We start from the raw sequence: 13,032 nt of genomic DNA on the forward strand, positions 1-13,032 counted from the left end.
GGTGTCGGGGCTCAGTAGTAGATGGACCCGGGCACGCCGCCGCCGGCGAAGACGCCGTCCCCGGTGATGGCGACGCTGCGCGGGGAGGCGAGGAAGGCGACGACCCAGGCGACCTCGTGCGGTTCGATCACCCGCCCGATGACGGTGTTCGTCCCCGGCCCCGCCGCGGAGCCGGGCGCCCTCGCTTCGACCAGTTCGGTGTAGCGCTCGGTGCGGGTGGGCCCGGGGTGGACGACCGTGACGTTGATGCCATGCGGGCCGAGTTCGTCGGCGACGTTCTTGGTCAGCGCGGTGACCGAGGCGTTGCGCACCGAGCCGATGACCGAGACCGTGGACCGGGAACCGGTGCCGCTGACGTTGATGATGCGGCCCCAGCCGTTCTCGACCAGCAGCGGGGCGACTGCCCGGATCGTCCGCAGGTAGCCGATGACCTTGGTGTTGAGCTGCCGCTGGAACCACGCGTCGTCGGCGTCGTGCAGGCTCGGGCCGTGCTGGGCGGGCTGCTCGGCGGCGTTGTTCACGAGGATGTCGACGCTGCCGAAAGCCGTCCGCACGGTGTCGACCAGGGCTCGCACCGAGTCGTCGTCGCCGGTGTCGGCCCGCACGGCGAGGACGTCCGCGCCGGTCGACTTCCGGATCGCGGCGGCCGCTTGGTCCAGCACGTCCTCGCGACGCCCCGCTATCGCGACCCGCGCGCCCTCGCGAGCCAGCTCCTCGGCGATGGCACGGCCGATGCCGGTGCCGCCGCCGGTGACGATCGCGCGCTTGCCGGCCAGTTCGAGACCCACAGGTTTCCCCGATCGAGTGCACGGTGGCAGCGTTCGGCTGCCGGGATCGGCTCAGCCTGCGGGGCCGACGACACTCCGAACAAGCAAGTTTCTCTACTGAAAAAGATGGAATTGGGCTTAACCGTGGCCACGTGCCGCCCGGCCCCGCCGCAAGTCGACCAGATCGATCGATAAGGTGGTCTTTCCGTGAGGGTCTGTGTCATCATCGGCGGGTGAGCAGCAGGATGGACCTCGTCGCACGTCTGCATGTGGATCTCATGCGTGCCTGCGCCGCCGCCTGTTGTTGTTGATCCGCTTCGTCCGGTAACCGAATGGTGGCCCGCCCCGCTGGTGGTCGGGCCCGTCGCGCCTTTTCCAGACGTCCACCGTCGATGCCGGCCGGCCCTGCCCGGCGTCGTGGCGGTCAACTCGCTCACCTCCGAGGTGATAATGAGCATTCTCGACCTGCGCCGCATGATGTTGCTCCGCGATCTCGCCGACTTCGGCACGGTCACCGCCGTCGCCGAGCGGCGCAACATCACCAGTTCCGCCGTATCCCAACAGTTGCGGGTGCTTGAGCAGGAGACTGGCGCCATCCTGTTCCGCCGGGACGGGCGGACCCTGGGCCTCACCCGCAGCGGCCGCGTCNTCGTCGAGCACGCGCGCGTCGTGCTGGGCGCCATGGACGACGCGATGAGCGCGCTGGCGGCCGAGCGTGACCAGATCTCCGGCCAGGTCGCCGTCGCGTCCTACAACCTGGGCATCCCCGCCTTCGCCGCGCCGCTCGTACATCGCCTGAGCACGGACAAGCCGCATCTGCAGATCCGGCTGCAGCAGGCCGACCCGGGCGACGCGCTGCGCCTGCTGCGCCAGAACGAGGTGGACGTCGCGATCACCTACCGCTGCGACTTCGAGGCTGAGGACATGCTCGGCGGGCTGACCCAGGAGGCCCTGCTGGTCGAGCCGTTCGTGCTGCTGGTACCGACCNGGCTGCACCCGCGGGTGCGCAGCCGAGGGCTCGCCGCCCTCGCGGACCTCGCGTGGGTGACAGGCCTGGTCGACTCGTGCCTGGACATCGCTCTGCTGCGCGCCGCCGAGCGCGCCGGCTTCACCCCGCGGATCATGCACCGGCTGGTGACCGCCCAGATCGTCTGCGACCTCGCCGCCACCGGCGTCGTCCCGGCGATCGTGCCCCGGCTGTCGGTGCCACCGCACCTGGAGCACCTCATCGTCGAGGGCATCCCGGTCGGGCATCGCACGGTCAGCGCGGTCGTGCGGACCAGGCGTCGCGGTGACCCGAACATCGCGCACATCCTGCGCACGCTGCGCGTGATCGGCGCCCAGGCGCTGGGTGAGCCGCAGCTGAGCGCCGCTTCGTGACCGCATGATGCCAGCGGTGTTGGTGCGGTGCGGTGCGGTGCGTGCGCGAACCTCGGCATTCCGGGAATCCTCCACGGGTCCTCCGCGGGACGGTAGGACAGCTGCGGGTGGCCGCCNCTCACGATCCGGGTCGAGCACATCGACAATCAATAAATTGTTGCTCAATCATTGCTGTAGGGAAACTTAATAAACATTCCTCCGCCCTGCGTTAACCTCTGACGAGTCGGGCGAGCCGCCCATGTCCGTCGGCAGGGAACGGCGGCGGCGGGGCTGAGTCGCGCCGTCCGACGGGCGGATGCCGGGCCTCACGCGTGGTGCCGCCCGTCCCCTCGACCGCGCACGCCGGAAATCAGGCGGCCCCTTCGGAAAGGTCGGCGTGATCATGGCGCGCAAGGGTGCTCTGCGTATGCTCGCCCCTTTGCTGGGGCGAAATCTCCGCTCGATCCGGTGGGCCATCGCGCTCGCGGTCGCCGGCCAGGCGACGCTGGGTCTGCTGCCGCTGATCCAGCAGATCATTCTGGATGACGCGATCCTGCGTCACGACCGCTCGCTCGCCGTGTGGACCACGCTCCTGATGGTCGCCGGCGTGGCGAGCTACCTCGGTAACTACCTGCGCCGCCGCGTCGGCTTCAGGGCGGCTGTGCGCAGCCAACGCGACCTGCAGATCCGCGTCCACCACCACCTGCAGTACCTCGACGCGACCGGCCGCGACCGGTTCCGTTCCGGCGACGTGATGTCGCGCGCGACGTCCGACCTCACGCTCATCCAGATGTTCCTACAGCAGCTGGGCATCACGTTCGGCAGCCTGACGCTGCTGGTCGTCGCCGTAGTGGTGATGGTGATCCTCGCGCCGCTGCTCGCGCTGGTGATGGCGGTCTCCGTTCCGGTGTTCTTCGCCGTCGCGGTCCGTTTCCGCCGCCGCTCCTTCCCCGCCAGCTGGGCCGACCAGCACTACAAGGGCGCGGTCGCGGGGGTCGTCGAGGAGGCGGTCACCGGGGTTCGGGTCGTCAAGGCGTTCGGGCAGGACGCGCAGGAGCAGGCGGAGCTGGGTCGCGCCGCCCGGGCGCTGTTCCAATCCCGGCTGCGCACCGCGCGGATCACCGCCTTCTTCAGTGCGACGCTGGAGACGATCCCCGGCCTGACCCAGCTCGCGGTGCTCGCCCTCGGCGGTTTCCTGGTGCTGCGCGGCCATGCCTCGCTCGGTGTCTTCCTCGCCTTCTCCAGCTACGTCCTGCAACTGGTGACGCCGGTGCGCTTCCTGTCCGGCATGCTGGCGACCAGCCAGCAGGCGCGGGCCGGCGCAGCGCGGCTCGTGGAGCTGCTCGCCACGGAGTCGGCCGTCGTGGAGGCACCGGACGCCGTGCCGCTGCGCGACCCGGTCGGCCTGCTCGAACTTGACCACGTCGACGTCGCCCATGCCGACGGGAAACCGGTCCTGCGCGACGTCAGCCTGCGGGTGGCACCGGGCGAACGGATCGCGATCGTCGGCGCCTCCGGATCGGGCAAGTCGACGCTGGCCCAGCTGCTGGTCCGCTTCCACGACCCGGACCGTGGCACGGTGCGGGTCGACGGCCGCGACGTTCGCGACTACACCCTCGCCTCGCTGCGCGCCTCGATCGGGATCGTGCCGGAGGAGGGGTTCCTGTTCTCCGGCACCATCCGCGACAACATCGCCTTCGGGTGCCCCGACGCCACCGACGACAAGATCGAGCACGCCGCGGTCGCCGCACACGCGCACGGCTTCATCGCCGGACTGCCGGACGGCTACCAGACCGTGGTCGGCGAACGCGGCTACACCCTGTCGGGCGGCCAGCGCCAGCGCCTCGCCCTGGCCCGGGCCGTGCTCGCCGGCCCGCGGATGCTGGTTCTCGACGACGCCACCTCGGCCATCGACGCCCGCACCGAGCACGCGATCCACGCCTCCCTGACAGAGGTTCTCGGCACCCGCTCCACCGTGCTGATCGCCAAGCGGTTCTCGACGCTGCGCCTCGCCGACCGCGTCGTCGTCCTGGACGCNGGACGCATCGTCGACGAGGGCACCACCGAGGAGCTACTCGCCCGGTCAGCACTGTTCCGCGAGCTGCTCACCGGCCCGGACCCCGGTGCCGGGCCGACCACCTCAGCCCGGCCGGTGGACGCGATCGACCTGGCCGCGTGGCCCGTGGACGCCGACCGGGCCGGCGCGCCGAAGACAAGCAGCTATGGGAGTGAAGTCATCGCCGCGGCCGGTGGCGGTCCGGGCGTCGGACCCGCGGGCGACACCGCACGGCTGGCAGGGCTCACGACTGACTCGGCCGAACTGCTCGCCGCCGTGGCGGCCCTGCCGGCGCTCGGCGGTGAACCCGACGTCGACCTGGCCGAGGCGATGCAGCCTGTGGACGGGTTCTCGTTGAGCGCCGAGTTCGGCCGGTTCCGGGCGCCGCTGGCGCTGGTCGCGGCGCTGGTGGCGGTGGACGCCGCCGCAGGTGCTGGGATCCCCGCACTGATCCGCTTCGGCGTCGACCACGGCGTCTCCCGTGGTTCCGTGCGGGTGCTCGCCGTCGTCTGCGCCGCGCTGCTGGTGGTGCAGGTGATCGTCTGGTTCAACGCACGGGCGATGACCTACCGCTCGCAGCACACCGCCGAGCGGATGCTCTTCGGCCTGCGGGTGCGCACCTTCGCGCACTTGCAGAGGCTGTCGCTGAGCTTCTACGAGCGCAGCCCGGCCGGCGCGATCATGACCCGGATGACCTCCGACATCGAGGCGTTCGCCCTGCTGCTGCAGCAGGGCCTGCTGACCGCCATGATCAGCTTGGTGGGCATGGCGGGTATCGCCGTGGCGCTGGCCGTCTTCAGCCCGTCGCTGGCCCTGGCCGTCGCCGTGGCGCTGGTGCCGCTGGCCGCCTCGACCTACTGGTTCCAGCGGGCGTCGGGCCGCACCTACCAGGTGGCGCGCGAGCGGATCTCGGTGCTCTATGCCGAGCTGCAGGAAAGCCTGGCCGGCGTCGTGGTCAGCCAGGCATACGGCCAACAGCCGGCCAACGAGGCCCGGTTCGCGGCGCTCGCGGAGTCCTACTGCCAGGCCCGATGTCTCGCGGCGGAGTACCAGGCCCGCTACTTCCCGTTCCTGCAGCTGCTCAGCACCGCCGCGAAGACCGTCGCGCTGGTGGTCGGGGCGAACCAGGTGGCTGACGGGTCCCTGAGCCCCGGCCTGCTGATCGCGTTCCTGCTCTACCTCGACCAGTTCTTCACACCCATCCAGCAGCTGTCCACCGTCTTCGACCAGTGGCTGCAGGCGAACGCGGCCGCGCGCCAGCTGGGCGAGCTGCTCCGGACCAGCACCGCCACCCCGCAGGCCGCTCACCCGGTGCTGCCGCCCTGCCGGCTGCGTGGCGAGATCAGCCTGGAGCACGTCACCTTCGCCTACGAGGGGACCGACCTGGTGGCGCTGAACGACGTGAGCCTGTCCATACCGCCCGGCCAGGTCGTGGCGCTGGTCGGCACCACGGGCGCCGGCAAGTCCACGCTGGTCAAGCTGGTGGCCCGCTTCCACGATGCCTCGCGGGGCACTGTTCGCATCGACGGCATCCCACTGACCGAGCTCGACCTGGCCGCCTACCGGCACCAGCTGGGCTACGTCCCGCAGGAACCGTTCATGTTCTCCGGCACGATCCGGTCCACCATCGCCTACGGTCGCCCGGACGCCAGCGACCTCCAGGTCGAACGCGCGGCGCGGGCGGTGGGCGCCCACGAGTTCGTCGCCGGGTTGCCGCGGGGCTACCTGACCCCGGTCTCCGAGCAGGGACGTTCGCTGTCCGCGGGGCAGCGCCAGCTGCTCAGCCTCGCGCGGGCGCTGCTCGTCGACCCGGCGATCCTCCTGCTCGACGAGGCCACGGCCAACCTCGACCTCGCCACCGAGGCGCGGGTCCAGCGGGCGATGGGCCTGGTGTCCAGCGGTCGCACGACCCTGCTCATCGCCCATCGCCTGCACACGGCCAGAGCCGCGCACCGCATCCTCGTCGTCGACAACGGCACCATCGTCGAGGACGGCTCGCACGACGAGCTGATCGCCCTCGGCCGCCGCTACGCCGAGCTGTGGGCAGCGGCCGCCGACGTCGCGCCGCTTACCGCGCCCCCTCTGTTCCTGCAGAGTGTCCGAGGAACGCAATGAGTCTCACAGCGCGGGGTGCTGGTGAGCCGCGCCTCGCCCACCGGGCCGGCGCGCTCGGGTCAGGCGGGCATGTGATCCGTCGCGAGCAGGCTGCGCACCTGACGACTGGCAGACGATCGCCGTGACAGCGCCCGCGTCCACTCCGTCCTCGGTGCGCGCACGCTGACAACTGCGAGGCGACGCGGCGAGCCTGGGTGGCAGCGGCGCACCGATACTGGCCGCGGTGACCGGGCTGCGTATCGCGGTGACCGCGGACGAGACCGTCGCGGTTTTCCCGCTGACGGGCCTGCGTACCGAAGCAGCCGCCGTCGCCGCCGAGAGCTACCGACGCGAGGGCGGATGGCGCCTGCGCGCCGTCGGCCAGGGCTGGGAGCGCTGGTCTCGCCGGGCTGGCCCGCGACTACGGCATCGAGGTCTCCTCCTGATCGCGCCTGTCAGCTGGCTGGGTCAGGTCACGGTCACCGGATGCAGGACGACTGCGCCGAACAGGTAGCCCTGGGCGTTCAACGCGACGCTGGTCGGTTGGGTCGCGCCGGTCTCGTCGGTGGCCCGCGCGGCCAGGACCGCGGGCCCGAGGGTGGGGCGGTGCCAGTCGTACTCCCAACGGACCCACTGGTCCCTGGCTGGCCGGTCGAGCAGGCGGGCCGGCCGCCAGCTCACGGCGGCGTCGGTGCTGACCTCGACCTTCGTGACCCGTCCTCGCCCCGACCACGACCGGCCGGTGAGGTGGACCCGGCGGGTGGTGCCGCCCGTGGTGCCGCCGCGGAGGGTGGCGTTCCACGCCAGCTCGAACGCGCTCTTGGTCACCTGGGTGGTCAGCGGCGGGCTCGCGCCGCCCGGCCAGTCGTCGCCGAACAGCCGGTAGAACTGGGTGTTCCAGGGGGACAACAGCGGTCGCGTGGAGACTTCGATGTCTCCGACCCATTTGATCGACGCGATGCCGACCCAGGACGGCACGATCAGCCGGACCGGATAGCCGTGGTCAGGTGGCAGTGGAGCGCCGTTCATCTCGTATGCCAACAGCACGTCGTCAAGCGCCTTGGCCACCGGCAGTGGCCGCCGTACCCGGCCGAGGTTCACCCCGTCGGCCACGTACTCGTCATCGAGGCCCTGGGGCATCACGTCGACGGCGGCGGGTGTGATCCCGGCCCGGCGCAGGACTGTCGACAGCGGGACGCCCCGCCACCGGGCCTGGCCGACGGCACCCAACCGCCAGGCCGTCCCGGTGACTGCCTGACCCTGCTGGGTCGCGTAGAAGCCGCGCCCGTTTCCGGCGCATTCGACGACGGCGTCCACGGTCCGGGCCGGCATGCGACGCAGGGCGTGGTAATCGAATGTGGCGGCCTCGGCGACCGACGGTGCGCCGCGCAGCCCGTCGCCGAACACCCGCAGCCGCCAGACGGCCGGGTCCAGGTTCGGAGTCGCGGTGTGATTACGCACGAAGAAATGACTGGCCGGTTCGTTCCGCCCCAGCCCGGCCAACGCCTGGAAATTCGTCTCCGCGTTCGTGCCGCGGACCGTGAACACCTCCGGCGGCAGCGGCTTGACAATCGTGGGGATGCCGGGCGTGCCGGCCATGGCCGGCACCGCGGATGTTGCGACCGCGGTCACCGGCCCGGTCGCCAGGGCCAGCAACCGCAGCAGGGAACGGCGGGAAAGACCGTGGGCGTGGGCCTCCCCCCGCACGAACTGTCGTAAACGCTCCTGGTCATAGGCGGTCTCATCGCCGATGGGCTCGATCACGCTGAGTCAGGCTAGCCCGCACCATCGGACCCGTCAGGCGGAACGGAATATTTGTCTAGAAAGACGATCGAGAAGCAGGTGAAGCGCCGGCTGGTGGCGGGTGCGGCGGGGATCCACACCGAGGGGCCCTGGTGCCATCTGGCACCAGGGCCCCGGGGGTCCGACACCATCTACCGGCCAGCGGGCGCCGGGCTCTGGAAGGCGTGTACGCACCCGGGTGAGCGGGGTACGGGGGTCGCGTATACGTGGCCTGGGGCCGTCCTCCTGTCCAGAGCCGGGACGGTGACCGGGCGATCTGGAGCAGCGCCCGGGTGAAACTGGTGGTGGTAGTGGCTTCTCCTCACCTGGGCCGAATTACGTCCGCCGCCAAAGTTGCTGGTAGCGGGCGGCCGCGTTGGGGTTTCGGAAGACACAGCCGGGCCCCAGTGGCCGGTACAGATTGGAGCCGACGTTCCCCGGATCACAGTTGCCGAAGTAGAACTCGTATGCGAATCCCTTCCCGGCGTGCTCCGCGAACCAGTCGTGCATCCACTGGATGAAGTTGGGGTTGTCGCCACCGCCGTTCGTCCCGTTGCCGCTCACCACGCCCCACTCGCCGATGCCGAAGAGCTTGTTGTGCGCTCTGGCGAAGTTGTACCAGTAGCTAATACCGCCTACCGCGGTGGCCTGAGCGTCGAATTCCGCCTTCGTCCGGGACGCCGGCCAGGCGTCGTAGGCGTCAAGACCGACGACGTCGACCCAGGGGTCGCCCGGGTACATGTCGATCGCATTGTGGCTCGGCGGGTTCTGCGAGTAGTGCGCGTTGAGGCTCCAGGAGATGATGGGGTCAGGTTCCGCGGTGGCCCTGATGGAGTCCACCACCTGGCGGAAGCAGTTGATGAAGGCTGTCGGGTTGGTGGCGGACCACTGGTACCAGTTTCCGTTCGCCTCCCAGCCGAGTCGGATGATGGAGTCCTGGCGGCCGAATGTGTTCAGAATATTGCCGAAGTTCCGCCAGTAGCTGTTGTATGCGCCGGTGGCGCAGGTCGAAAGGCTGGCGCCGATGTTCTCCGGGAACGGTGGGGTCGCGATTATCAGCCGGCCAGGCCACGGGGCGAAGGTCTGCAGAAGGCTCGTGGGCTGGGTGACATTCACCCAGTTGTTGCGGGTGGTGTACAACAGGGCGAAGTCACAGGGAGCTCCCCGCCAGGCGCAGAAGGCGTCGATATTCGCCGGGTTCATCACCGGATCCGGGTAGGTACCTGAGATCCACGGCTTGCCGGAGCGGGGTCCCGTCCACGGCGGCAGGTCCGGAGGCGACGTCAGGCCGGCGGGAACCTCGACCCGGTCGAGACCCACCGCGAACCCGGAGGAAGACGAGTTGCGCTGCCCCAGATTGGTGAGCGTGATGAAGTGGTTTCCCTGGGCGAGACGCTCGGAGCTGTACAGCAGTGTGATCGACGGACTCGGCCCGTACGTGTCGATGGACTGGGTCGGTCCTCCGTCCACACTGACCGTGGCGAGACCGCCGTCAGGGCCCTTGACCCCGTAGATGTTCGCCTGGATTCCGGCGAAGCGGATGGTGGCCGCCGCGCCGGCGTTCGTGGACGTCCGGACGCTGTTGTTGGGGGAGACGTGCACACAGCCGACGCACTGGGTCCAGTTTCCGGCGTAGGAGACCTGGTTCGCCCCGGTGCCGACGGCGGTGTCCTCGACCGTGACCGGTGGCGTCGCCGGCGGCGGCGGCGGCACTGTGGGGCCGCCGACCACCGCGCGGTCGAATCCCACGTAGTAGTTGGACGACGCGCCGCTCCGCTGCCGCACGTTCGCGATGCTCAGCGTGTGAACACCCTCTGACAGCTGTGGGGAACTGTAGTTCAGGACCACCGCCGAGGCGTCGAGGAAGAAGTCCGTCACGGTTGGTGTGCCACCGTCGATACTGAACGCCGCAAACCCGCCGAGCGGGTTCTGGATGCCGTAGACGGAGATCTGGGAACCGGCGAAGCGAATCGTGGCGATGGAACCAGAGTCGTAGGAATACCGGAAACTGCGGTTCGGTGTCGCGGGCCCGCAGCCGGTGCACACCGACCAGCCCCCCGCGTACGAGACCTGGTTGATTCCGGTGCCGACGGCGGTGTCCTCGATGGTGAACGTGGTCGGTGGTGGCGGTGTCACCGTTTCGTTGAGAACCTCGGCGCGGTCGAATCCCACGTAGTAGTTCGACGAGGCGGGGCCGCGCTGGTGCACGTTCCTGATGGTCAGGGTGTGTGTTCCCGGCGGCAGCGCTGCGGAGCTGTACTGCTGGGCTACGACCGAGGCGCTGGCGTATGTGTCGACCGTTGTCGGTGTTCCGCCGTCCAGGGCGAAGGCGGCGAAGCCGCCGAGTGGGTTCTTGATGCCGTGTACGGTGATGTGGGTGCCGACGAAACGGATGGTGATCGTGGCGCCACTTGCGTATGAGTAACGGAAGCTCCGGTTCGCCGTCGCGGGGCCGCAGCCGGTGCACACCGACCAGGCCCCCGAATAGGAGACCTGGTTGTCGCCGGTGCCGACGGCGGTGTCCTCGATGGTGGTTGTGGTCGTCTGCGCACCTGCGGGCCCCGCTGCCGGCCCGAAGGCCGTGACGATCCCGACCAGCACAACAAGGCCCACTATGAGCAGTGTCGGACCTGCGCGCAGTCGGTCGGTTCTCCCCGAACGTTCCACCCGACATGAATTAGCCCCTACATAGTTGATGTTCCTGCGCATCCTCGTATCCCGCCGTAAGCTAATGCGACCGCACCGCTCCGCAGAAGGAGGGCGCGACTGTGGACAGCGACTCAAGCTAAATCACCTGCTGGTTTCACCGAGAGCTCGGCAAATTTCCGGTGATTCGGGGGCGTCGACGCGCAAGAATCTCAATCTATGGGGTCCGTGGCCGCCGTAGGATCATGGCGGCTCGCATCGGTGGGAGGTCGGCGGAGATTGGGCTCGACAGCCCGGGAAATACGGCCAACAAACTGCCGGCAAACTCCCCGTCAACTGCCCGTGAAGTCCGCGTGCGAAGTGCGCTGGGCGCGATCTCCGGCTCACCTGTTCATGCCGGCCCTCCGGGCGCGGGTGGAAGTTGGAGTCCCCCGCGCGGACGCGGGAGGATGCCCGGGGTCAGTGCGTCGAGCGCGGCGACGGACGAGTGCGGCCGGGGCCGGGAGGGGAGTCGAGCGCCAGATGGGGATACGCGACATGGGACGGGTGACGACGTGACCGCATCCACGGAGGGCCTGCTGCGAGCTGAGCGTCGGCTCCAGGCCGCCCAGCGCGCGGGCGATGTGGCCGAGCTTTCCCGGCTGCTCGACGAGCGGCTGGTCGCGATCGGTCCGGACGGCGCCCGCTACTCCAGGTCCGACGACCTCGACGCCTACCGTGCCGGCACCTCCGTCGTCACGGAGCTCGTCGAGGAGGACCTTGAGGTGCTTGTTGCCGGGACCACAGGTGTGACCCTCTTCCTCGGCACCGTGTCCGGGATCTTCAACGGCCAGCCGTCCTCGGCGCGGCTGCGTTACACCCGCACGTGGACCTACGACCCGAGCGCGGGCTGGCGGATCCTCGCCGCCCACATCGCCGCGGTTCCCTAGCCGACCGATTTCTGTGGATCCTGACCCGTGCGGGCGCTGACTCGTGCGGGTTCTTTGGGGCGCGGTCGGGTTCTGGCGGAGGGTGGGCGGGTGCTCGGCGGACGCGCACGCGGGTTCCGGGCNGGTGCGTTCGGTGATCTGACGATGGTGGTCAGCGTCTTGGGCGCGGGCCCGGGAGTGCCGATCGCGCGCCTGAAGGGCTCCTTGTGTCTCCCACCGAGACGTCTTGACGACCACGGCGATGCCGGGGCCGCAACCCCTGCGAGCGAAGGACACACAAAGCCCTTCAGTCGCTGTCGGCGAATCCTCACGGACCCGCGCCGCACGGGTGGGCGACGGGTGTTGCGGGGCCTGTCGGCGCGCTGAAAGCCCAGGTAGCGCCGTTGCAGCGGGGGCCTGCCGGGTGCCGGCGACCCGACGGTCGCACCGCGGCGGGATCTTCACCGGCCAAGGCGCCCGCACGCGGGATCGTGGACGTCGAACAGCCGGCACGGCGCGGTCCCGGTACCGGCCCGGAGCCGCCGCCCGCCGGGCCTCGCGGCCGGCCCGACGGCCGGGGTGTCCCGTCTGATCAGACAGCTGTGTCACCCGAGGCTCGGCTTGGTTCAGCCAGGCGGACGGGTGACCAGCCTGGCCACCCGCCCCTGGCCACCCGCCGCCTGACCAGGCTCCCCGAGGTTTCGGGCTTCCCGGCGGGGAGCGAGGGTGTTAGCGCCCGGTCTCCGGGGATGACGGGTCGCGTCCGACTCGGAGCTCTTGGGAGGAAGCATGGCGAGCGTGGTGCAGGAGTCAATCGACGTGGACGTGCCGGTACGGGCGGCCTACAACCAGTGGACCCAGTTCGAGTCCTTCCCGAACTTCATGGAAGGCGTGGAGTCCGTCCAGCAGATCGACGACACGCACACCCACTGGCGGATCAAGGTCGGTGGTAACGAGCGCGAGTTCGACGCGGCCATCACCGAGCAGCACCCGGATGAGCGGGTCGCCTGGAAGAGCACCGGCGGCACCAAGCACGCGGGTGTGGTGACCTTCCACCGGCTGGCTGACGACGCCACCCGAGTGACGGTCCAGATGGACTGGGAGCCGGAGGGTCTCGCGGAGAAGGCCGGCGCGGTCATCGGCGCGGACGAGCGCCGTGTGAAGGGCGATCTCAAGCGCTTCAAGGCATTCATCGAGCGCCGCGGCGGCCAGGAGTCCGGCGGCTGGCGCGGTGACGTGCCGCGCCCGGACGCCTCCACCACCGCCGGCGGTCCCGCGGGCCTGGGGTCCACCGGCCAGCAGCCCGCCAGCCCGGGATCCGGCGGCCTGGGGTCCACCGGCCAGCCGGGGGCCGGCGGTTTCTGATTGATCCAGCCCTGGGAGTGCCGTTCTCGTCCCGCCGCCTGTGATGCCGGGCGGC

Annotated in this window: 10 protein-coding genes and 1 pseudogene; 8 read left to right on the forward strand and 3 right to left on the reverse strand. The window is 70.0% G+C overall.

Annotation, left to right across the window (positions count from 1 at the left end; translation table 11 throughout):
• Window positions 1-11: 11 nt before the first annotated feature.
• Window positions 12-788 carry an SDR family NAD(P)-dependent oxidoreductase gene (locus UG55_RS10385; protein ID WP_066066426.1) on the reverse strand — a complete coding sequence of 259 codons (777 nt, stop codon included), beginning with the start codon at window positions 786-788 and terminating at the stop codon, window positions 12-14.
• 429 nt (window positions 789-1,217) lie between these two features.
• Here UG55_RS10385 and UG55_RS29940 point away from each other — a divergent pair.
• The 6 genes and pseudogenes from UG55_RS29940 to UG55_RS28405 form a co-directional block, all read left to right on the forward strand.
• Window positions 1,218-1,415, forward strand: a 198-nt coding sequence (locus UG55_RS29940; RefSeq protein ID WP_206779357.1) for a LysR family transcriptional regulator, incomplete at its 3' end; no start/stop codon positions are given.
• A gap of 45 nt (window positions 1,416-1,460) precedes the next feature.
• Window positions 1,461-1,754: LysR substrate-binding domain-containing protein (locus UG55_RS46995; RefSeq protein ID WP_396230864.1), on the forward strand; the 294-nt coding region annotated here is incomplete at its 3' end.
• A 1-nt stretch (window position 1,755) separates the two neighbouring features.
• Window positions 1,756-2,147 (forward strand): annotated as a pseudogene (locus tag UG55_RS47000) (LysR substrate-binding domain-containing protein); the annotation flags it as partial.
• Window positions 2,148-2,553: 406 nt separating this feature from the next.
• Window positions 2,554-4,163 (forward strand): ABC transporter ATP-binding protein (locus UG55_RS47005; RefSeq protein ID WP_396230862.1); only part of this gene is annotated, 1,610 nt, incomplete at its 3' end.
• Between the two features lie 349 nt (window positions 4,164-4,512).
• The gene (locus tag UG55_RS47010) at window positions 4,513-6,297 is read left to right on the forward strand and encodes an ABC transporter ATP-binding protein (RefSeq protein ID WP_396230865.1); all 1,785 of its coding nucleotides are present in this window, start codon (window positions 4,513-4,515) and stop codon (window positions 6,295-6,297) included.
• Between the two features lie 223 nt (window positions 6,298-6,520).
• The gene (locus UG55_RS28405; protein ID WP_128422927.1) at window positions 6,521-6,790 is read left to right on the forward strand and encodes a TerD family protein; all 270 of its coding nucleotides are present in this window, start codon (window positions 6,521-6,523) and stop codon (window positions 6,788-6,790) included.
• Here UG55_RS28405 and UG55_RS10400 read toward each other — a convergent pair.
• Together UG55_RS10400 and UG55_RS10405 are read right to left on the reverse strand one after the other, a co-directional pair.
• A complete protein-coding gene (locus tag UG55_RS10400; RefSeq protein WP_066066544.1) occupies window positions 6,745-8,037 on the reverse strand; it encodes a sulfite oxidase in 1,293 nt (430 codons plus the stop codon). The two genes, UG55_RS28405 and UG55_RS10400, sit on opposite strands and share 46 nt — an antisense overlap.
• 357 nt (window positions 8,038-8,394) lie before the next feature.
• A complete protein-coding gene (locus UG55_RS10405) occupies window positions 8,395-10,671 on the reverse strand; it encodes a glycoside hydrolase family 26 protein (protein WP_242424124.1) in 2,277 nt (758 codons plus the stop codon).
• Between the two features lie 587 nt (window positions 10,672-11,258).
• Here UG55_RS10405 and UG55_RS10410 point away from each other — a divergent pair.
• On the forward strand, window positions 11,259-11,633 hold the full coding sequence (locus UG55_RS10410) for a nuclear transport factor 2 family protein (RefSeq protein WP_066066429.1): 375 nt from the start codon (window positions 11,259-11,261) through the stop codon (window positions 11,631-11,633).
• Window positions 11,634-12,401: 768 nt separating this feature from the next.
• On the forward strand, window positions 12,402-12,977 hold the full coding sequence (locus UG55_RS10415; RefSeq protein ID WP_066066431.1) for an SRPBCC family protein: 576 nt from the start codon (window positions 12,402-12,404) through the stop codon (window positions 12,975-12,977).
• The last annotated feature ends 55 nt before the right edge of the window (window positions 12,978-13,032 follow it).

Origin of the sequence: Frankia sp. EI5c (assembly GCF_001636565.1) — a bacterium.
GTDB lineage: Bacteria > Actinomycetota > Actinomycetes > Frankiales > Frankiaceae > Parafrankia.